The sequence below is a fragment of the Amycolatopsis sacchari genome, assembly GCF_900114035.1.
Lineage (GTDB): Bacteria > Actinomycetota > Actinomycetes > Mycobacteriales > Pseudonocardiaceae > Amycolatopsis_E > Amycolatopsis_E sacchari.
This window is the reverse complement of the sequence record NZ_FORP01000004.1, coordinates 86263-105968: the sequence shown is the minus strand read 5'-3', so window position 1 is coordinate 105968 and position 19706 is coordinate 86263. Positions and strand designations below refer to the sequence as shown.

Here is a 19706-nt window from a genome sequence, read left to right as displayed (position 1 = left end):
ATTCCGGTCTTCTCGGGTGAGGACCGGGAGGGGAACGGATGAAGACGATCGCGGTACTGGCCGCCGCGCTGGCACTGGGCACGGTTCCGGCGTACGCCGCCGAACAGCCTTCGCTCGAAGAGATCGCGGTGCAGGCGCAGACGTACCTCGAGCGGGCACAGGGCGAACTGGCGCGATCGCAGGCCGATCTGGACAACGCGTCGGCGACGGCCGCCGCCGTCGAGCGGCAGGCGGCCGACAGCGCCGCCGCTTCCGCCGCCGCGGAACGGGCCGCCGCCGACGCGCACGCCGAGGCGGCCCGGTGGCGGACCAGCCTCGGGGGTTCCGGGCGGATGGTCTTCGAGGCGCTGCCGTACGGCAAAGCCGGGCTGGCGGGCACCGCGGACTCCTTGCCGCAGCTGCTGTCCGCCGTGTCGATGCTCGACCGGCTCACCGAGGGCACCCGGCGGAGCACCGCCGCCGCGACCGAACGGGCGGAGCAGGCGAGCCGGACCGCGGAGCGCGCGCGGCAGGACGCCGGAACCCTGGCGCGGCAACGGGACCAGGCGCTCGCACGGCGGTCGGAGGCCCAGCGCCGCCGGGACACCGCCGCGGAGCTGGTGACCGGTGGTGAGCAGTACCTGCAGGAGGTGCTGCGGCGGCTCGTGCTGTCCGTGCAGCAGGAACTCCAGCAGCAGGGCGGCGGGGCGCGGCCGGACGGCACCGCCGTGCCGGGGGCGGCCGGCACCGCGGTGCGCTTCGCCTTGGCACAACTGGGAAAACCCTATGTCTGGGGTGCGGAGGGGCCGGCTGCCTACGACTGCTCGGGGCTGGTCCTCGCCGCCTACCACGCGGCAGGCCTCGCCTTGCCGCGCACGAGTGCCGAACAGTCCCAAGTGGGCACCGCGGTCCCGCGCGACCAGGTCCGCGCCGGGGACCTCGTCTTCTACTACCAGCCCGTGAGCCACGTGGCGATCGCGCTCGACGGGCAGCACGCGGTGCACGCGCCGACCGTCGGACGGCCCGTGCAGGTCGCCGCCATCGACGCGATCGGCCCCCTCACGGTGATCCGCCGGATCGGCTGACCCCGCCGCGTCATGTCCACAGTGGCCGACGGGTCTTGAGGCGTAGTGGTTTCTCCAGCGAGGGACGGAAAGACATGTCTTCGATGAGCGACATCGTGGCGGGAGTTCCCCAGCGGGCGCGGGACGGGGGGCCGCGGGTGCTGCGCGTGGCGTACCTCGGCAGGCCGGACGTGGTCGCGCGCGGGGTGGAGTCGATCGTCGCGGCCGACCCGTGGCTGCAGTGGGTCGGCCGGGAGCAGGACGAGGAACCCTTCCACCTGCTGTGCTCGGTGACGGCGCCCGACGTGGTCGTGGTGGAACAGGCCGCCGACCGCGAATGGCGCGTGCTGCGGGCGTTGCGGTACTCCGTGCCGCGGCCTGCCGTCGTGGTGCTGGCCGACCCCGCCGTGGGCCCGCCGCCCGCCGGGGTGGCCGAGGTGCTCGCGCGGCCGGTCGAGCCGGAGCTGCTCGCCGCCGCCATCCACGCCGCGTGCGGGCAGGCACCCGTGCCCGCGCCCCGCCGCGCCCCGGCACCGACCCTGCTGACCGCGCCGGAACTGCAGGTGCTCTCGCTCGTCGCCGACGGGCACCGCACGGACTCCATCGCGGCGCTGCTCGGGATTTCGCCCAACACCGTCAAGAAGCGGGCGCACCGGCTGTTCGTCAAGCTCAAGGTGCGCGACCGTGCGCACGCCGTCGCCAAGGCCTATGAGTACGGCCTGCTGCCCGCGGGACACACCCCGTGCCCCTCGTGACCGCGCGGCCCGGCACCCCACAGGATGGAGAGCCCTTGCCGCACTTCAGCGTGTTCGAACCGGTTTCGAGGGGGGAGCGACCGTGACGCCGCACGACCGGCCGCGGCGCGTGGTGGTGGTGGACCTCGACCCGATCTACCGCGCGGGACTGGCCTGGATCGTGGACAACGCGCCCGACCTGGAGTGGGCCGGGCACACCGCGACGGTCCGTGGCGCGGCCCAGCTGGTCGCGCAGGCCCGGCCCGACCTGGTGCTGCTCGACTCCAGAGTGGACCAGCAGGGCAGGCTCCCGCGGCTGCTCGGCGGGGCCGACCGGGTGCCCGCGGTGCTCGTGGTGGTGGCCGAACGGCACGACGAGCCGGAGTACATCACCGGGGCCCTCGACGCGGGTGCGCGCGGCGTCGTGCCGCGCTCCGCCGGGGCGTGGCACCTGCTCGAATGCGTCCGCGCCGCGTGCGCGGGGCGGCCGGTGCAACGGCCGCGCGTGGTGAGCACCGGCGTGCTTTCGCCGCGCGAGGCCCAGGTTCTGGACCTGCTGGCGGAGGGGCTGGGCAACGCGGCGATCGCCGACGTGCTCCGCCTGTCCGTGGAGACCATCCGGACCCACGTGCGCAGCATCCTGCGCAAGCTGCGGGCCCGGGACCGCACGCACGCCGTTGCCATCGGGTTCCGCAACGGCCTGCTCGTACCGCCCGCGGGGGAACCGGTGCTCCCGCGGCAGGAAAGAGGAGTGGTGAGCGTCGAATGAAGGCCAAGACCCGGGTGGCGGGGATCGTGGGCGCCGGGCTGGCACTGCTGGGGGCGACCGCGCTGCCGGTGAACCGGGCCGCCGGGAACCAGGTACCGCTGGCGTTGTCCGCGCCCCGTCCGGCCACTGTGGACGAACCGAGGTGGCAGGACGAGGCCCTGCCCGAACTGCCCGCCCTGCCGGAACTCCCCGCCCTGCCCTCGTTGCCGTCGATCCCGCTGTCGTCGGGCGGGAGCCGGGGAAGCGCTTCCCCGGTGTCGCTGCTGGCGGGGATCCCGTCGGTGGCGCTGACCGCGTACCACCGGGCGGCCGACACACTCGCCCGCACGAACCCCGGGTGCGGGCTGAGCTGGACGGTGCTCGCCGCGATCGGCCGCGTGGAGTCGAACCACGGGCGTTACGGGGGCGCGCAGCCCGCGGCGGACGGCTCGGTGACGCCGCCGATCCGCGGGCTCGCGCTGGACGGCACGGGCGACACCGCGGCCATCGGGGACACCGACGCCGGCGCGGTCGACGGGGACGCCGCGGTGGACCGCGCGGTCGGGCCGATGCAGTTCATCCCGTCCACGTGGCGCGCGTGGGCGTCGGACGGCAACGGGGACGGCCGGGCCGACCCGGACAACCTGTTCGACGCGGCGCTCGCGGCGGGGCGGTACCTGTGCGCGGGTGGCGGGGACCTCAGCGATCCCGCGGCGCTGCGGGCGGCGGTGTTCCGGTACAACCACTCGGATTCCTATGTGGACCTGGTGCTGACCATCGCCGAGGCGTACGGGCGGGGCGCGGTGCCGGTCATCCCGGTCCCGGTGGCGCCGCCGGTGGTGCCGGTGGCGGCGCCCGCGCCGAAGCCGGTGCCGGTGGCACCCCCGCCGCCTCCGGTGAGCACGGCGCCGAGCCCCACCCCGGCTCCCAGCACCACGCCGAGCACCACACCGAGCACGACTGAGCCGAGTACCACCGAGCCAAGCACCACGACCTCGAGCCCGAGCACGTCGTCGAGCCCCAGCACGACGTCCAGTTCCAGCACGACGTCGAGCACCTCGCCGACGCGCCTGTCGTCCGGATCGGGCACCAGCACGACCACGGCAGTACAGTCCCAAGTGGACGTTGTCGGAAGTGAGCTTCTGGAATGACCACGACGAAGCCGCGGAACACCCGGTTCCGCTTGCGGTGGCTGGGTTTTCTCCTGCTCGCCGCGGGGTTGTTCGCCGTGCTCTGGTACTGGCTGTTCCCGCTCGTGGACTCCTGGCTCTACGGCGGGGGCGCGGCGGTGCGCTAGATCACCGGAAATTCCGGGTCGTCCCGTTACGTCCGGGCGGCCGGACAGGTCTTCCCGGGTGAGGACAACGACCTGTGGCGGAAGGAAACCCAGTGACCGGAACGGAAAGCTCTCCCGAGGAGATCGCGGCACTGCCCGACGGCGGGGTCGCGGTGGTGCTCGGCACCCGGCCGGAGATCGTGAAGCTCGCTGGGATCATCCGGCACCTCGGCCCCAAGGCGCGCGTCGTCCACACCGGACAGCACTACGACTCGGCGTTGTCGGACGTGTTCTTCGCCGAGCTGGGTCTGCCCGCACCGGACGTCCGGTTCTCGGTGGGTGGCGCGACGCGGGCCGGGCAGATCGCCTCGGCGCTGGGCTCGCTGGACCTGTTGTTCGCGCAGACCAATCCCGTCGCGGTGGTCGTGCAGGGCGACACCAACGCGACCGTCGCCGGGGCGCTGGCGGGCAACGCCCGCTCGATTCCCGTGGTGCACGTGGAAGCGGGGTTGCGCAGCTTCGACCGCAACATGCCGGAGGAGCACAACCGGGTGGTCACCGACCACGTGTCCGACCTCCTTTGCGCGGCCACCGACGACAACGTGGGCAACCTCGCCAGGGAGGGGCTGGCGGGCAAGTCGGTGATCCGCACGGGCAACACGGTCGTCGAGGCCGTGCTGTCCCAGCTGCCGCACCCGGCCCGGCGGGAGCGGTTGCTGGCCGACCGGGGGCTGGAGCCCGACCGCTACGCGCTCGCGACCATCCACCGGCCCGAGAACACCGACGACCCCGTCGCGCTGGCCGCGATCCTCACCGAGCTCAACCGGATCCCGTGCCGGGTCGTGCTGCCGCTGCACCCGCGCACCGCGAGTGCCGTCGAGCGGTTCGGGCTCACCGCCCACCTCGACGGGCTGGCGGTGACCGACCCGCTGGGGCCGTCGGAGTTCCTCGGCCTCGCCGCGCACGCCGCGCTACTGATCTCCGATTCCGGTGGCGTGCAGGAGGAGTGCACGGTCCTCAAGCGACCGCTCATCGTCGTGCGGCGCTCAACTGAGCGCCCGGAGGCGATGCGGGACTTCGCGGTGCTGGTCGCGCCGGGCCCGCTGATCAGCAAGACGGCGGGCGAGTGGCTCGACGAACTGCCCGAGCTGCACACCCGCCTCGCCCGCGCCGCCTCGCCCTTCGGTGACGGGCACGCGTCCGCCCGCATCGTCGCGGAGATCGCCAGGAGGTTCGCGTGAGGCCCGCCGCGGCAGCCGGGAAACGCAGGGAGCAAACGATTTCCGGGCCTTCCCCGTGCCGGGGTGCCGGCGCTCTGGTTCCGCCGCGCCCGTAAGGGAACCGAGCGCGCTCCCGACGCCCCGGCCGGGCTCCCCAGGGGGCCGGAGCCGGGACCCGCCGCGGGTCCCGGCTCCGGGTACTTCCGCCGCCGCGCGGGAAGCCGTTGCCGGCACTGTGTTTTTCATCCTCTTTTTCATCCGCCGTCCTCCTTGTCGTCGCCGCGCGCGCCCGATAAACCTGATCTCGGGTCCGGCGGCAGGGGTGGGCCCGGGGGAAAGGAGCTGGACTTTGCTGGTCGCCGTACTGGGTTCCGGGCTCGTGGGCCGCACACTGGCCACGCGTTTCGCGGAACTGCGGCACAACGTGATCCTCGGCACACGGGACCCGCAGGCGGCACGGGTGCGCCGCTGGGCCACGGCCGCCGGGCCGTACGGCTCCGTCGCGGCGTACCGCGCGGCGGTCGAGGATTCCACGGTGGTCGTGAACGCGACGGCGGGGACGGTTTCGCTCGACGTGCTGCGGGAGGCCGGTGCGCAGGCGCTGGCGGGCAAGGTCCTGCTCGACGTCGCGAACCCCGTGGTGGAGCCGGGGGAGGACCCGCCGACGCTGCGCCCGGTGGGCGACGGCAGCCTCGCCGAGCAGATCCAGCGCGAGTTCCCGCTGACCCGCGTCGTGAAGACCCTCAACACGGTCAGCCCCGCGGTGATGGTGCGGCCGGACCGGCTGGGCGGCGGGCACGTCACGTTCCTCGCGGGCAACGACGGCGGTGCGAAGCGGCTGGCGACGGGCTTCCTGCGGGAGATGGGCTGGCCGCAGGACGCCATCATCGACCTCGGCGACATCACGGGCGCGCGCTCGCTGGAAATGCTGGTGCCCCTGCGGTACCGGCTGGGCCGCACCTTCGGGCACACGAACTTCAACTTCGCGATCGGCACCCGCTGAGCGCGCTCACCGGCCGAGCACGCCGAGTTCCTGCGCCCGCGTCAGCGCTTCCTGGCGGTTCGAGGCGCCCAGTTTCCGGTACGCGCTCTGCAGCTGGGTGCGCACCGTGTTCACCGACACGACGAGCCCGCGGGCGATCTGCGACACCGTGCCCCCGGCGGCGAGCGCGAGCAGCACCGCGTGCTCGCGGTTGGTCAGCTCGACGAGCTCGACGCGCTCGGGGAACACGGGGGCGGCCGCCGCCAGCCGGGCCTGTGCCCGCTCGGTGAGCGGGACCTCGACGAGCCGGGCGATGGCGGCTCTGTCCTCTTCGGACAGAGTGGCCAGCGAAAGCACCTCGTCCGGGGCGCGCAGGCGCATGGCGGCCGCCGCGGCCCGGCCCGCCTCCACCTCGTCACCGGAGCGCAGTGCGGCGAGGGCCTTGACCAGCAGCAGCTGCCCGAGATCGCGCCTGGACACCGCCGGGTCGACGGTGGCCTGCGCGGCCAGCGCCCGCGCGACCTCGTACTCGCCGGCGAGCAGGCGCAACCGGGCCGCGGGCAGCGCCAGCCACGGGGCTCCCGCACCGGCGTCGGTGATCACCCGCAGCGCGCGGTTCGCCTGCCCGGCGGCCAGTAGCAGGTCCGCCCGCGCCCGTGTCAGCACCTGGCGCGCGGTGCCCTGGTCGGCCAGCGCCGGCGCGTGGCTGAGCCGGATCTCACCGAGGTGGGCCAGCGTGGCCGCCGGTTCGCCGAAGTGCAGGCCGTGTGCGGCGACCAGTGCGGTGACGAACGGCCACACCTCGATGGGCTTGGTCCCGTCCCCGGTGACCGCCAGGCACTCGGAAAGCGCTTTCTCATCGTAGCGGTCGAGCGCCTCCCAGCCGTCCGCGAGCGTCGAGCCGACCGTCAGCAGGAACGACACCCAGCCCGACGGCGGCGGGTACGAGCGCATGCGTTCCGTCCACCGGCGCGCGGTCTCGCGGTGCCCGAGGTGGCCGAACACCATGGCGAGGTTCGCCGTCGCGTTGATCGCCGCGTACGCGCTGACCGGTTCGGTGCCCGCCTGCTCCACCGCCTGCCGGTACAGCTCGGTGGCCTGCGCGAAGTCGCCCATCAGCGAGCGGGTCAGCCCGCGCTGCATCGGCAGCCAGCCGGGCCGCGGGCTCGGGCCCGCGGCCGGTGCCGGGCCGAGCCGCAGCAGCCGGTCGGTCAGCCGCTGCCCGAACTCCTCCGCCTCGGCGAACCGGCCCTCCGCGCGCACGGCGATCATCGCGGCCGTGCCGACGATGGCGACCGTCGCCGGCACCTCCTCGTGTTCGGGGTCCATCGTCGCGGCCAGCCGCCTGCCGAGATCCGTGTACCGGCGCAGGAAGGACCGGTGCTCCTCCGCGTCGGGGTAGACCGCGGCGTGGTAGGCCGCGATCCCGCCGATCATGAGCCGCGGCCGCGCGTGCAGCTCCTCCTCCGGCACGTCGGTGAGCACCGTGGTGAGCTGGGCGCCCAGCTCACTGTCCATGGTGAGCCAGAAGTGGTCGATCAACGACTCCAGCGCGTCCCAGTCGCCTTCCGCGGTGATGCGGCGCAGTTCCCCCGGTACGTCAGCGGGTGGCTCGTACGGGGTGGCCTCCCGTTTCCCGGGCACCGCCCTCGGCAACCCGGTCAGCTGCACCACGGTTGCTCCTTTCCTCGGCCCCCCGACAGTGCAAGATCACATCAGCAAGAGTAGGCGCCCGTAAGGGAAAGGTGCCGGGTGCTGTGACCCGTACGGACCTGTTTCCACCGATCGTGTTGGCGCACAAGGATTTGCCACTGTCAGTAGCGCACGGAACCCCCGGATGGCGGCCTCCTGGGAGTGACCGCGGTGTTCGGCCGTGACGGCCTTGCCGGGTTTCGCCGTGCCCCGCAAGGAAATCACCGCCGCGGGATCAGCGGTGGCTCAGCACGTTGACCACCTTGCCGTTGGGGTCGCGCACGAAGAACCGCCGCACGCCCCACTCCTCGTCGCGCAGGGTGTGCACGATCTCCGCGCCGCTGTCGCGCACGGCCGCGTACACCGCGTCGACGTCGTCCACCTCGACGCTGAGGTCGGGGTGGACGGGCGCGGTCTTGTCGTGGCTCATGACGCTGACCTGCGCCGCCGGGTTGGCGGGCGAGGCCAGCGTCACGATCCAGCCGTGGTTCATGACCTCCTCGAAACCGAGGAGGCCGTAGAACTCGCGGCTCTCGCCCGCCGTCGTGGACTGGATGTTGGGCACTACGCGGCGGACGGTCATCGGCGGGCTCCTGGTGTGGTGCGGGAACGGGTGTACCGCACCAGGAAACCACGTCAGCGGGCCAGCAGGTCGCGCAAGGCCTTGATGACCTCGGCCGGCGCCTCCTCGGCCATGAAGTGCCCGGCGGTGACCGTGGCGTGGTGGAGGTCGGTGGCCCACGCCCGCCACAGCGCGGTCGCGTCGTAGCCCAGCGCCGCGCCCCAGTCCTGCTGCAGCACGGTCACCGGCATCCGCAGCAGGGTGCCGCGCTGCCGGTCCGCCGTGTCGTGCTCCACGTCGATCGTGGCGGACGCGCGGTAGTCGGCGACGATCGAGGGCACGGCTTCGCGGGACGCCTTGAGGTACGCGGCGCGCACGTCCGCCGGGATCGCCTCGGGGCGCTGGATCCACGCGTCGAGGAAGTACCCGAAGAACTCGTCCGGCACCGCGCCGATCATCCGCTCCGGCAGGCCCGGTGGCTGCGCCATCAGGTACAGGTGGAAGCCGACGGCGGCGGTCACGCCCCGCATCACCTGCCACATGTCGAGCGTGGGCAGCACGTCGAGCGACGCGAGGTGGGTGATCACGTCCGGGTGGTCCAGTCCGGCCCTGATGGCGACCAGTGCGCCGCGGTCGTGCCCGGCGAGCGCGAACCGCTCATGCCCGAGCGCGCGGGCGAGCGCGACGACGTCGGCGGCCATGGTGCGCTTCGAGTACGTCCCGCCGGTGTCGGCCGGCTTGTCGCTGTCGCCGTAACCCCGCAGGTCGGGGCAGATGACGGTGTGGTCCACCGCGAGGTCGGCGGCGACGTGCCGCCACATCAGGTGCGTCTGGGGGAAACCGTGCAGGAGCACGATCGGGGCGCCGGTACCGCCCACCGCCGCGTTGAGCGAGACGCCGTCGGCGACGGGCACCCGCCGGTAGTCGAACCCGGGGATCTGCATGGGAAACCTTTCCGTGGAACTCGTTGGTGACCCCACCTTCACGGGGTGCGCTGAGCGTCCACTGAGCACGCGCTGAGCGCCGCGTACAGTGCCTGGCGAGGAGGGGAGGTGGCGGTGCGGTTCGGGGTGCTCGGCCCGCTGGTGGCGCAGGACGCGCGGGGCCCGGTCGAGCTGAAGGGGCCGCGGCACCGGGCCGTGCTGGCGCGCCTGCTGGTCGCACGCGGCCGGGTGGTGCCCGCCGCGCGGCTCGTCGACGACCTGTGGGAGGACCCGCCGGACGGCGCGCAGGCCGCGCTCCAGACGTTCGTCTCCGCCCTGCGCCGCGCGCTCGAACCCGACCGCGCCCCGCGCGCGCCGGCCCGGCTGCTGGTCACCGAGGGCCCGGGGTACGCACTGCGCGCCGAGCCGGACGCGGTGGATGCGTGGCGCTTCGAGGACGCCGTGTCCGCCACCGCCGACCTGCTGGCGGCGGGCCGTGCTGACGCGGCGCTCGCCCGCGTCGACGAAGCGCTCGCGTTGTGGCGTGGTCCCGCGTACGCCGAAGTGGACGGTTTTCCCTGGGCACGGGCGGAGATCGCGCGCCTCGACGAGCTGCGCCTGCTGGCCGGGGAGCGCCGGGCGGAGGCGCTGCTCGCGCTCGGCCGAGCCGCCGAGGCCGTGCCCGACCTGGAAGGCCACACCGAGGCGCACCCGTGGCGCGAGGAGGGGTGGCGGCTGTTCGCGCTGGCGTTGTACCGCGCGGGGCGGCAGGGGGACGCGCTCGCCGCGCTGCGGCGCGCGCGGAAGGTGCTCGCGGACGAGCTGGGCGTCGATCCCGGTCCCGCGTTGCGCGGGCTGGAGGCCGACGTCCTCGCGCAGGCCCCGCGCCTGACTCCCACCCGGCCGGTACCGGCGCTGGTGGGCCGGGGGGAGGAGCTGGACCGGCTGCTGGACGCGGCGGCGACGGCCGCAACCCGCGGCAGGCTCGGGCTCGTGCTGCTGAGCGGTGAGGCGGGAGCGGGCAAGACGGCACTCGCGGAGGCCGCCGCGGCGCGGTTGTCGGCCCAGGGCTGGACCACGGCGTGGGGCGGCAATCCCGAGCACGAGGGCGTGCCCGCCGGGTGGGCGTGGACGCGGATCCTGGACACCCTCGAGGGACCGGGCCCGGAGTCCGAGGCGGGCGCCGATCCGGTGACGGCCCGCTTCCGGTGGCACCGCGCCGTCGGCGCGCACCTCGCCAGGACAGCGCGTCAGGCGCCCCTGCTGCTGGTGCTCGACGACGTGCACTGGGCGGGGGAGGAGACGCTGGCGCTGCTGGCCGCCGTGGTGACCGAACCGGTTCCGGCCCCGGTGCTGGTCGTCGCCGCCTACCGCACGACGGAGGTTTCGCCGGAGCTGGCGGAGTTCCTGGGCCGTGTCGCGCGCACCGAACCCGTCCGGCTCTACCTCGGCGGCCTGCCGCAGACCGCGGTGCCCGACCTCGTGCGGGACGCCACCGGGCTGGTCGTCGACGAGGAAACCGCCGCGGTGCTGCACCGGCGCAGTGCCGGGAACCCGTTCTTCCTCCGCGAACTTGCCCGGCTGCTCGACGCCGAGGGCACCGACGGGCTCGCGGCGGTGCCGCCCGGCGTGCGTGACCTGGTCCGCTACCGCGCCGGGAAACTGCCCGAGGACGTCGGCCGCACGCTCCGGATGGCCGCTGTCGCGGGCACGCAGGTGGACCCCTGCGTGCTCTCCGCCGCGGCCGGACAGGACGTGCTCGACGCGCTCGAAACCGCCATGGCACAAGGGTTTCTGACCGAGGAGCTCCGCTTCTCCCACGACCTCGTGCGGGACGCGCTGTACCAGGACGTCTCACCCGTGCGCCGGGCGAGGTGGCACGCCCGTATCGGCGAGGCGATCGAGCGGCTGCGGCCGGGGGACGTCGAAGCGCTGGCGCACCACTTCCTGCTCGCGGGCTCGGATCGCGCGGCCGGGTACGCGCGGGCGGCGGCGGAGCAGGCCGAAGCCCGGTTCGCCCCGCACGAGGCGGTGCGGCTGTGGCGCGCGGCGCTGGACGCACACGACCGGTCCGGCAGCGACGACGTGCGGACCCGCCTGGAACTGGTGATGGGGCTGGTGCGCGCGTTGCCGTTCACCGGGGAACTCGGCCAGGCCCGCCGCTACCGCGAGGAGGCGGTCACGCTGGCGGAACGGCTCGGCGACCCCGTCTTCACCGCGCGCGTGATCGGCGCGTTCGACGTGCCCGCCATCTGGACCGAGCACGACGACCCGGCGCTCGCGGCCCGCCTCGCCGCCGTGGCGGAGCGGACGCTCGAAGCGTTGCCCCCGGAGGAAACCGCGGCGCGTGGCCGGTTGCTGGCGACGCTTGTGCTCGAACTGCGCAACACCGGCGGAGCGCGGGCGGACGAGGCCGCGCGCGAGGCGGAGGAGATCGCACGGCGGCTGGACGACCCGCCGTTGCTCGCCTTCGCCCTCAACGCCCGGTTCATGCGGTCCTTCGGTACCGCCGGGCTCGCCCCGGAGCGCCGCCGGATCGGGGAGGAACTGCTGGAGCTGGTGATCCGGCACGGGATGGTGACGTTCGAGGTCCTCGCGCGGCTCGTGCTCGTGCAGGCCCACGCCGCGCTCGCCGGGTTCGCAGTGGCGGACGAGCACGCGGCCGTCGCCGACCGGCTCGCGGCCGACTACCGGCTTCCGCTCGTGGCGCCGTTCACGCGGTGGTACCGGGCGCTGCGCACGGCCGTCACCGGTGAACCCGCGGAAGCGGCCTACCGGGACGCGGCCGACGGGCTGGCCGGCACGGAAATGTCCGGTGTGGACAACGGGATCGGTGCCTTCGCCTTGCTGTGCCACCGGATTTCCCAGGGGCGCCTGCCGGAGGACGGGGAGTTCGGCGGCTACGCGCCCTGGTGCCGTCCGCTGGTGCTGCTCGGCGCGGGCCGCGAGGGCGAGGCGCGGGCAGCACTCGCGGCCGTGCCGCCGTCACCCCGTGACCTGCTGTACGAAGCGCGGACCTGCCTGCACGCCGTCGCCGCGGTGGAACTGGGCGGAGAACTGTCCACTTTGTACGGAGAACTGCTCCCGGCCGCGGCGGAACTGGCCGGAGCGGGCAGCGGGATGCTGACGCTCCGGCCGGTCGCGCACTACCTCGGGGACCTCGCCACGGCGCTCGGGCGGCCGGACGAGGCCGCCGGGCACTACCGCCAGGCGGCGGCGGTCGCCGCCCGTGCGGGTGCCCCGCACTGGGCCGCGGCCGCCCGCACGGGCTACCGCCCGCTCTCCTGACCCTTCAGCACCGCCTCGTCGAGCCCGAACACGCGGATCGCGTTGTCCTGGAAGAACTCCTTGAGCTCCTCGGGGTTCAGCGGCAGCTCGTCCTGCATCCGCACCTCCTCCGGCACGTACTCGTACGGGTAGTCCATCGCGTACATCACGCGGTCCGGGCCGACGACCTCACGGGCGTACATGATGGTGGGCGCCCACGGCATCCCGCTCGTGGTGAGCCAGATGTTGCGGCGGAAGTACTCGCTGACCTTCAGCTCCAGCGGCTTGATCGCCTCGTACCGCTTCGACGCCACCTGCCCGGCGTGCATGTAGTCCAGCCGGTAGAACCAGTACGGCAGCGCCTCGCCGAGGTGCCCGACGACGAGCTTGAGCCGCGGGAACCGGTCGAACACGCCGGAGGTGATGATCCGCAGCAGGTGGGTGGCGGTCTCGACGCCGAACCCGAAGATCGCGCCGTCGATCCCGGCCTCGTACATCGGCCGGATCATGTCGTTCGGCGGCGTGTTGGGGTGCAGGTACACCGGCACGTCGAGCGCCTCGGCCGCTTCGAGCAGCGGGCGGAAGCGGGGTTCGTCGAGGTAGTGGCCCTTGATGTGGGAGTTGCAGATCAGGCCCTTGAGCCCCAGCTTGGTCACCGCCCGCTCCAGCTCGTCCACGGCCGAGGGGATGTCCTCGAAGCCGACGGCGGCGAGGCCGGAGAACCGCGACGGGTACTTCCGCACCGCCTCGGCGATCCGCTCGTTGGCGAGGGTGGCCATCTCGCGGGCGTGCTTGTCCTCCAGCACCTGCGTGCCCGGCGACGTCAGCGCGAGCACCGCGTGGTGGATCCCCGTGGCGTCCATTTCGGACAGCCGGGTCTCGCCGAGGTCCTGCAGGCGGCTGCGGACGAAACGGGGGCGATCGGCGTCGCTGGTCAGGTAGTGGCCCATGAGGCTGCGGAAGCCGATGTCGTCGGTGTCGGGCAGCAGCTCGCGGTACAGGTCGAACAGCTCGGCGGGGCCGTAGGCCTCTTCCGTCGCGATTCGCAGGTAACTCATCATCGTCCTTTCGCCGGAACGGAAACCACGGGAGTGTCCACAGTGGAGGACAGACGGCGGCGGAACGCGACGAGCGCGGCCGCCGTCACCGCCGCGACGGCCGTCGCCACGACCAGCGCGACGAACACCACGCCGGTGGCGCCGTCCGTCCAGTCGAGCAGCCAGCCGATCAGGTAGGGGCCGAGGATGCCGCCGACGCGGCCGACGCCGAACATCATCCCGGTGCCCGTGCTGCGCAGGTGCGCCGGATACGTCTGGGCGGAGAGCGTGTCCAGCGCCGACTGCCCGCCGATGATGCCGAAGCCCGCGAACCCGGTGGCGACCAGCGGGGCCACCGGGCCGCCGCTCACCCCGACCAGCACCACGGCGAGCGTCGCGATCACCATCAGCGCGACGAGCCCCTTGGCGAGGTCGGCCCGCAGCTTGTCGCACACCACCGCGACCGCGATCCCGCCGACGATGCCGGCCAGCTGCAGGATCGCCAGGAACCAGAACGAGGCCGCGAAGGTGTTGCCGCGGTGCTCCATCACCGACGGCAGCCAGCCGGACAGGCCGTAGATGCAGAACAGGATCATGAACGCGCACACCCACAACGCGATGCTCGTCGGCCGGAACCGCCGTCCCACCACGGTGCCGAGCATCTCCCGCGCCGACGCGCGTTCGCGGGGCTGGAGGAACTCCGCGCCCTGGTAGTTCCGGTCCGGCCGGATCTTCGCGAGCGTCCGCGCGACGTCGGCGTGCCGCCCGCGCAGCACCTGGAACTGCACGGACTCCGGCAGCAGCGGGCGCAGCAGCACGGCGAGCAGCAGCGGCGCCGCGCCGATCCAGTACAGCGCGTGCCAGCCCGCCTTCGGCGTGACGTAGATCCCGACGAGCGAGGCGAGCACGCCGCCGAGGCAGTACCCGGCCAGCGCCGCGGCGACCACCCGGTTCGCCGAGCGGGCCGGGGCGAACTCGTTGATGTAGGCGGTACCCAGCGGCATGATCACGCCGAGGAACAGCCCGGTGCAGAAGCGCAGCAGCACGAACGAGGTGAACCCGTTCGCCGCCACGGCGGTCAGCAGGCTGAACAGGCCGGCCCCGGCCAGTGCGGTGAGCAGCACCGGCCGCCGCCCGGCGCGGTCGGCGATCGGACCGTGCACGAGCGCGCCGACCAGGAACCCGATGAGCCCGGAGGAGACTAGGAAGCCGGTTTCGCTGTGGCTCAGGTGCCACGGGCCCGCGGTGTAGTGGATGACGTACGACGGGTTGAGCGTGTCGTAGCCGTCGAACAACAGGGCGAGCAGGACGGCGACGACGAGCACGAGGTGGAAACGGCCGAACCGGGCGCTGCGCAGCTCCCCGGTGGCGTCGATCGGCTGTGTGGGGGACAAGGGGCACTCCTGCCTCTCGGACACGGCGATGTGACCTGCTCCCGAGCCAAACACGAGATTCGACGCAGCGGAAGATTTTCGATCTAGAATTCCGCTATGGCGAAAACGACGCTGGGCTCGGTGGACAACGCGCTGCAGCTGGTCCGGCTGCTCGCCCAGCACCGCGCGCTGCGGCTGTCGGAGGTGGCGGACCTGCTGGCCGTGGCCCCGTCGACGGCACACCGGCTGCTGAACTCCTTGCGCGCCCAGGGTTTCGCGGTGCAGGAGACCCGCAACGGGCCGTACCGGCCGGGACCCGTGCTGCGGGAGATCGGGCTCGCCGCGGTGCACCGGCTGGACGTGCGGCAGGTGGCCAGGCCCGTGCTGGAGCAGCTGTGGACGCAGACGGGGGAGACGGTCAGCCTTGGCGTGCTCGAAGGGCGCGAGATCCGGTTCGTGGACGGGATCGAAAGCACGCGCACGGTCCGGGTCGGCAACCGGACCGGGGTGTGCATCCCGGCGCACTGCACGGCGGCGGGCAAGGCGATCATGGCGGTGCTGCCGGAGGCCGAGTTCGAGCGCCGGTTCGCGGGGCGGGGCCTGGAACGGCGGACGGAGGCGTCGATCCAGAGCTGGCCGGACCTGACCAGGGAACTCGCCGCGATCCGGAAGGCGGGGTTCGCGTTGAACGTCGAGGAGGGCGAGTCCGGCGTGTGCGCGGTGGGCGCCGCGGTGCGGGACGCGACGGGCGTGCCGGTGGCGTCGGTGAACGTCGTGCTGCCGTCGAGCCGCATGCCGACGAAGCGGGTCGGGCGGGCGCTGGCGGGCAAGGTCGTGGCGGCGGCGGGTGCGGTGTCGGCCGCGTTGCGGTCCGGGGGGTGAGCTGGTCCCGGAGCCGGCGGGCGCGCATGCTGGTGGTGTGGAACGTGCCCGGGAAACGGAGCAGACCGAGATCGACGAGGAGGTCGCCGCCTCCGAGGCGACGCTGGGTGCCACGCGCCGCGAGCAGCGGGTCAGCGAACGGGAGCGCGCGGTCTCGGCGAGGGAACACCGCGTGGACAAGCGGGAGCGCCGGGCCGGTGCCCGGGAGCGCGAGGCAGACCGGCGGGAACTCAAAGCCGCCGAACGGGAGCGGGCCGTCGACCGGCGGGACGACGAGGCCGACGAGCGCGACCGCGAGGCCGAGGAACGCGAGCGGGACGCCGACCAGCGGGAGATCCGGGCGCAGCAGGCGGACTGGCCCCCGCCGGACTGAGCACCCTGTGGCGGGGCGCACTCAACCTTTCGCGCACGTGACCCGTCTGATCCGGGTATGGGGCACCGCACGGCACGGGGGGACGAGGAGTTCGCCGAGTTCGTCCTGGCGAGCTCGGCGAGGCTCACCCATGCCGCCTACCTGCTGACCAGCGACCGGCACCACGCCGAGGACGCCGTCCAGACCGTGCTCGCGCGGACGTACGCGGCCTGGAAGCGGGTCCGCCACAAGGACGCCTACGGCTACGCGCGGCGGGTCCTCGTCAACCACCTCATCGACAACTGGCGGCGCCCCATCCGCGAGCTGCCCACCGACGACGTGCCCGAGGTCCGGGCCCCGGACCGGCCCGAGAGCCTGGCGCTGGACCGCCGGTGGCTCGCGGAGCTGCTGGACGGGCTCACCGGCCGGGAGCGGGCGGTGATCGTGCTGCGGCACTACTTCGACCTGCCGGAAGCCGACGTCGCCGCCGAGCTGGGCGTGTCGCTGGGCACGGTGAAGAGCACGAACTCGCGGGCGCTGGCCAAGCTGCGGGTGGCCGCTGGAGACGAGGCACGGGAAAGCTGCGGAGGGGTGCCGCGATGACCGGGATCGACGACCTGCGTGCCGCGCTGCGCGAGCAGCCCGAGGACGCCTACGCCCCGCCCGACCTGCCGCGGATCCTCGCCGAGGGCCGCCGGCTGCGCCGCCGTCGGCAGCTGCTGCAGTGCGGTGCGGTGGTCGCCGTGGTGGCGGTGGTCGCGCTGGTGCTGGGGCTCACCGCGCAGGTGCGGGGCGGGAGCCCGCAGGCGCCGGTGGCGGCCCAGCCGACCGCCGCCGAACGCGAAGAGCGGCCACCGCTCGGCCGGGTCGTGGGCACCGGGCTCAGTGATTCCGTGGGCGAGGTGGTGCTGTACATGGTGGCGATCGACGTGCCGGAGCTGCCGGAGGTCCACTTCGGACTGATGGCGGGTCATCGCACGCCCGGGGGCGTGCTCACCGCGGACCTGCTGGCGAACGAAACCGCGGGAGCCGCGCTGAAGCCCGGGTTCCGCGTGCTCGACGGTGGCAGCGAGCAGGAACCGCGGCTGCCGGTGTTCGGCTACTACGTCGGCCCGGCCGGCAGGATCACCACCACCGTGGGGACGCGCACCGTGCAGGCGCGGCAGGCGCTGTGGAGCCAGGACCCCGACGTCGTGATCTTCTGGTTCCCGCCGGCGGACGTCCCGTCCGACACGGTGCTGACACCACCACAGGCGTACGACGCGACGGGTGCGGTGCTGCCCCGCTAGCGCTCAAGACCCGGCGGCCGCCACCAGCCCGCGGATCTGGTACCCCCCGATCTCGTCGCGGAGGGTCACGCGCGGCTCGCCTTCGAGGCGGAACCCGTCGAGCGCGAACAACCGCGTGAGCAGGACGTCGGTCTCCAGCATCGCGATGTGCGCGCCGGGGCAGCGGTGCGGACCGTCCCCGAAGGACAGTCCGGCGGGGTTCGGGACCGTGCGCTCCGGGCGCAGGGTGAGTGGCTCGTCACCGACCGCGGCCGGGTCGGCGTTCGCCTCGTCGACGAGCACCTCCACCCGGCTGCCCGCCGGTACCGTGACCCCGCCCAGCACCAGCGGTGCCGTGGTGCGCCGGGCGAGGCGCGCGATCATCGGCTCCAGGCGCAGGATCTCGTGCAGGATCGCCAGGCGTTCGGGCTCGGCGGCGGCCCGGTACCGGGCGTGGAGCGCGGGATCCCCGGTGAGGTGCCAGGCCGCCACGCAGACGAACTCCCGCGTGGTGACCATGCCCGCGGCGGCGAAGGTCAGGCACTCGCCGAGGACCTCCGCGGCGATGCAGCCCTGGCCGAGCAGGTGGGTGATGAGGTCGTCACGCGGTTCGCGGCGGCGGGCGCGGATGGCCGGCCGCACGTCGGCGAGGTAGATGCGCAGCCAGTTGACGTTCTGCCGGACCAGCCAGTACAGCCCGTGCGGGCTCGTCAGGCCGGGCTTGCCGAACTTCTCCGGGAAGAACCGTTCCAGCCGCCGCCGGATGCCCGGTCTGCTCTCGGTGAGGCCGAGCACCGCGCTGACCACGTCGATCACGACCGCGAAGCTCAGGTCGGACAGCTCGACGCGGCCGGTGGCCCGCAGTTTCGCCAGCTCCCGCTCGACCACCGCGACCACCATCCCGCGGTAGTGCTCGTCGACGCGGCGGGGCGTGAAGAACCTCGCGGTCTGCCGCCGGTCCTCGCGGTGCTCGGGCCCGTCGCGGTAGAGCACGGGGCGCCGGATGCGCTGGGGCAGCTTGCTGGTGGTCTCCACGCCGAGCCCCGCCTGCACCGTTTCGGTGCTGCGCAACAGCTGCCGCGCCGCCTCGTACCCCCGGACCTGCCACGTCCCGTCGCCGAGGCCGGTGACCGGGCAGCCCGTGGCGGGGCCGCCGCGGTCGAGTTTGCGTGAGCTCATCGGCCCAGGTTGGGCGATCCCAGCCGGGACCGGGAACCGCCGAACGGGTCACCCCCGGGTGCTTTCCCTGACCTCCAGGGAGAACGGCGTCTGCACGTGCTGCGGCGGGGTGTCCGTCTCACCGGTGATGCGGCGGCACACGAGGTCGATCGCGGCCTCGGCCAGCGCGGCCTTGTCCGGCGCGATCGTCGTCAGCGCGGGCAGGCTGAAAGCGCTCTCTTCGTTGTTGTCGAAGCCCACGATCGCCACGTCGTGCGGCACCCGCAGGCCGCGCTCGGCGACCGCCCGCAGCGCGCCGATGGCGAGCAGGTCGTTGAAGCAGAACACCCCGTCCGGCGGCTCGGGCAGGTCCAGCAGCGCCTTCATCGCGGCGGCGCCGTGGGCGCGGTGGTACTTCTCGGCCGGGGCCACCAGTTCCTCCACATAGGACAGACCAGCCTCGGAAAGCGCTTCCCGGTAGCCCGCCATGCGTTGTTCGCTCGTGCCGCGCGCCGGGTTCTGCCCGATGGCGGCGATCCGCCGCCTGCCCAGCTCCGCCAGGTGCCGCACCGCGGTGCGCGCCGCCAGCACGTTGTCGATCGCCACGCGGTCGATGGGCACGTCCACCGCGTGCTCACCCAGCATCACGAGGGGGATGCCGCCGGCCGCGTCGTGGAAATCCCCTGCCTGCAACGCTTCCGGGTGCACGAGCGCACCGTCCACGAGGTGCGGCCCCAGGGAGACCAGGGTTTCCCGTTCGCGCTCGCGCGTCCCTTGTGTCTGTTCGATGAGGACACTCCAGCCCCGCTTCTGCGCGGCCTTGAGCACCAGTCCCGCCAGCTCGCCGAAGTACGGGATGTTCAGCTCCGGCACCATCAGCGCGAGGAAGCCGGTCCGCCCGCGCCGCAGGTTGCGGGCGCCGAGGTTGGGCCGGTACCCGGTCGCGGCGAGCGCCTCCTCGACCCGCCGGCGGTTCTCCGGCTTCACGAAGGCGTAGCCGTTGACGACGTTCGACACGGTCTTCACCGAGACCCCGGCCAGCCGGGCGACGTCCTTGAGTGTCACGGCCACAGGCGGGGTCCCTTCGCGTCGGCGACAACCGGACAGTAGTCGTTCGGCCGGTTTACAACGTTGTTCCAACGATGTAAAACTAGCGCAGGCTCCCATGGTGATCCAAGTCACCAAACGG

At 73.4% G+C, this 19706-nt stretch carries 19 protein-coding genes; 12 read left to right on the top strand and 7 right to left on the bottom strand.

Annotation, left to right across the window (positions count from 1 at the left end):
- Positions 1 to 38: 38 nt before the first annotated feature.
- The 7 genes from BMZ92_RS09060 to BMZ92_RS09035 all read left to right on the top strand — a co-directional run bounded on the left by BMZ92_RS09060 (position 39) and on the right by BMZ92_RS09035 (position 6024).
- Positions 39 to 1064: a C40 family peptidase gene (locus tag BMZ92_RS09060; protein WP_091505313.1), complete on the top strand. Its 1026-nt coding sequence runs from the start codon at positions 39 to 41 to the stop codon at positions 1062 to 1064.
- Positions 1065 to 1138: 74 nt separating this feature from the next.
- On the top strand, positions 1139 to 1798 hold the full coding sequence (locus BMZ92_RS09055) for a helix-turn-helix transcriptional regulator (RefSeq protein ID WP_091505312.1): 660 nt from the start codon (positions 1139 to 1141) through the stop codon (positions 1796 to 1798).
- Between the two features lie 82 nt (positions 1799 to 1880).
- Positions 1881 to 2546: a response regulator transcription factor gene (locus BMZ92_RS09050; RefSeq protein ID WP_091505311.1), complete on the top strand. Its 666-nt coding sequence runs from the start codon at positions 1881 to 1883 to the stop codon at positions 2544 to 2546.
- Positions 2543 to 3676, top strand: coding sequence for a lytic transglycosylase domain-containing protein (locus BMZ92_RS09045; RefSeq protein WP_091505310.1), 1134 nt, complete (start codon positions 2543 to 2545; stop codon positions 3674 to 3676). Before BMZ92_RS09050 ends, BMZ92_RS09045 begins: the two co-directional genes overlap by 4 nt.
- Positions 3673 to 3822, top strand: coding sequence for a hypothetical protein (locus BMZ92_RS37295; RefSeq protein WP_177228608.1), 150 nt, complete (start codon positions 3673 to 3675; stop codon positions 3820 to 3822). The genes BMZ92_RS09045 and BMZ92_RS37295 overlap by 4 nt, the downstream gene beginning before the upstream one ends.
- 92 nt (positions 3823 to 3914) lie before the next feature.
- Positions 3915 to 5042: a non-hydrolyzing UDP-N-acetylglucosamine 2-epimerase gene (wecB, locus tag BMZ92_RS09040; RefSeq protein WP_218153425.1), complete on the top strand. Its 1128-nt coding sequence runs from the start codon at positions 3915 to 3917 to the stop codon at positions 5040 to 5042.
- A 328-nt stretch (positions 5043 to 5370) separates the two neighbouring features.
- Positions 5371 to 6024, top strand: coding sequence for an NADPH-dependent F420 reductase (locus tag BMZ92_RS09035; RefSeq protein WP_091505309.1), 654 nt, complete (start codon positions 5371 to 5373; stop codon positions 6022 to 6024).
- Positions 6025 to 6030: 6 nt separating this feature from the next.
- On the opposite strand, the gene BMZ92_RS09030 is transcribed toward BMZ92_RS09035, so the two are convergent.
- The 3 genes from BMZ92_RS09030 to BMZ92_RS09020 all read right to left on the bottom strand — a co-directional run bounded on the left by BMZ92_RS09030 (position 6031) and on the right by BMZ92_RS09020 (position 9201).
- Positions 6031 to 7677 carry a helix-turn-helix transcriptional regulator gene (locus BMZ92_RS09030; RefSeq protein ID WP_245782966.1) on the bottom strand — a complete coding sequence of 549 codons (1647 nt, stop codon included), beginning with the start codon at positions 7675 to 7677 and terminating at the stop codon, positions 6031 to 6033.
- Positions 7678 to 7930: 253 nt separating this feature from the next.
- The gene (locus BMZ92_RS09025) at positions 7931 to 8278 is read right to left on the bottom strand and encodes a VOC family protein (protein ID WP_091505308.1); all 348 of its coding nucleotides are present in this window, start codon (positions 8276 to 8278) and stop codon (positions 7931 to 7933) included.
- Positions 8279 to 8331: 53 nt separating this feature from the next.
- On the bottom strand, positions 8332 to 9201 hold the full coding sequence (locus tag BMZ92_RS09020; RefSeq protein ID WP_091505307.1) for an alpha/beta fold hydrolase: 870 nt from the start codon (positions 9199 to 9201) through the stop codon (positions 8332 to 8334).
- Between the two features lie 114 nt (positions 9202 to 9315).
- Here BMZ92_RS09020 and BMZ92_RS09015 point away from each other — a divergent pair, with 114 nt between their 5' ends.
- Entirely contained in the window at positions 9316 to 12468 is a 3153-nt protein-coding gene (locus BMZ92_RS09015; protein WP_091505616.1) for an ATP-binding protein, read from the top strand.
- Here the strand turns inward: BMZ92_RS09015 and BMZ92_RS09010 are convergent.
- Positions 12450 to 13505, bottom strand: a complete 1056-nt coding sequence (locus BMZ92_RS09010; protein ID WP_218153424.1) for an amidohydrolase family protein — start codon at positions 13503 to 13505, stop codon at positions 12450 to 12452. The two genes, BMZ92_RS09015 and BMZ92_RS09010, sit on opposite strands and share 19 nt — an antisense overlap.
- Positions 13505 to 14878, bottom strand: a complete 1374-nt coding sequence (locus tag BMZ92_RS09005) for an MFS transporter (protein WP_177228607.1) — start codon at positions 14876 to 14878, stop codon at positions 13505 to 13507. The genes BMZ92_RS09010 and BMZ92_RS09005 overlap by 1 nt, the downstream gene beginning before the upstream one ends.
- Positions 14879 to 14974: 96 nt before the next feature.
- On the opposite strand from BMZ92_RS09005, the gene BMZ92_RS09000 reads away from it, so the two are divergent.
- From BMZ92_RS09000 to BMZ92_RS08985, 4 genes are read left to right on the top strand one after another with little or no spacing between them, the layout of a single operon-like run.
- Positions 14975 to 15739, top strand: a complete 765-nt coding sequence (locus BMZ92_RS09000) for an IclR family transcriptional regulator (protein WP_091505304.1) — start codon at positions 14975 to 14977, stop codon at positions 15737 to 15739.
- A 37-nt stretch (positions 15740 to 15776) separates the two neighbouring features.
- Positions 15777 to 16112, top strand: coding sequence for a hypothetical protein (locus BMZ92_RS08995; protein WP_091505303.1), 336 nt, complete (start codon positions 15777 to 15779; stop codon positions 16110 to 16112).
- Between the two features lie 57 nt (positions 16113 to 16169).
- Positions 16170 to 16694 carry a SigE family RNA polymerase sigma factor gene (locus BMZ92_RS08990; protein WP_091505302.1) on the top strand — a complete coding sequence of 175 codons (525 nt, stop codon included), beginning with the start codon at positions 16170 to 16172 and terminating at the stop codon, positions 16692 to 16694.
- Complete coding sequence (locus tag BMZ92_RS08985) at positions 16691 to 17380, top strand: hypothetical protein (RefSeq protein WP_091505301.1); 690 nt, start codon at positions 16691 to 16693, stop codon at positions 17378 to 17380. The genes BMZ92_RS08990 and BMZ92_RS08985 overlap by 4 nt, the downstream gene beginning before the upstream one ends.
- Before the next feature lie 3 nt (positions 17381 to 17383).
- Here the strand turns inward: BMZ92_RS08985 and BMZ92_RS08980 are convergent, their stop codons facing one another.
- Positions 17384 to 18538 carry a cytochrome P450 gene (locus BMZ92_RS08980; protein ID WP_091505300.1) on the bottom strand — a complete coding sequence of 385 codons (1155 nt, stop codon included), beginning with the start codon at positions 18536 to 18538 and terminating at the stop codon, positions 17384 to 17386.
- Positions 18539 to 18586: 48 nt separating this feature from the next.
- Entirely contained in the window at positions 18587 to 19588 is a 1002-nt protein-coding gene (locus BMZ92_RS08975) for a LacI family DNA-binding transcriptional regulator (protein WP_091505299.1), read from the bottom strand.
- Between the last annotated feature and the right edge of the window lie 118 nt (positions 19589 to 19706).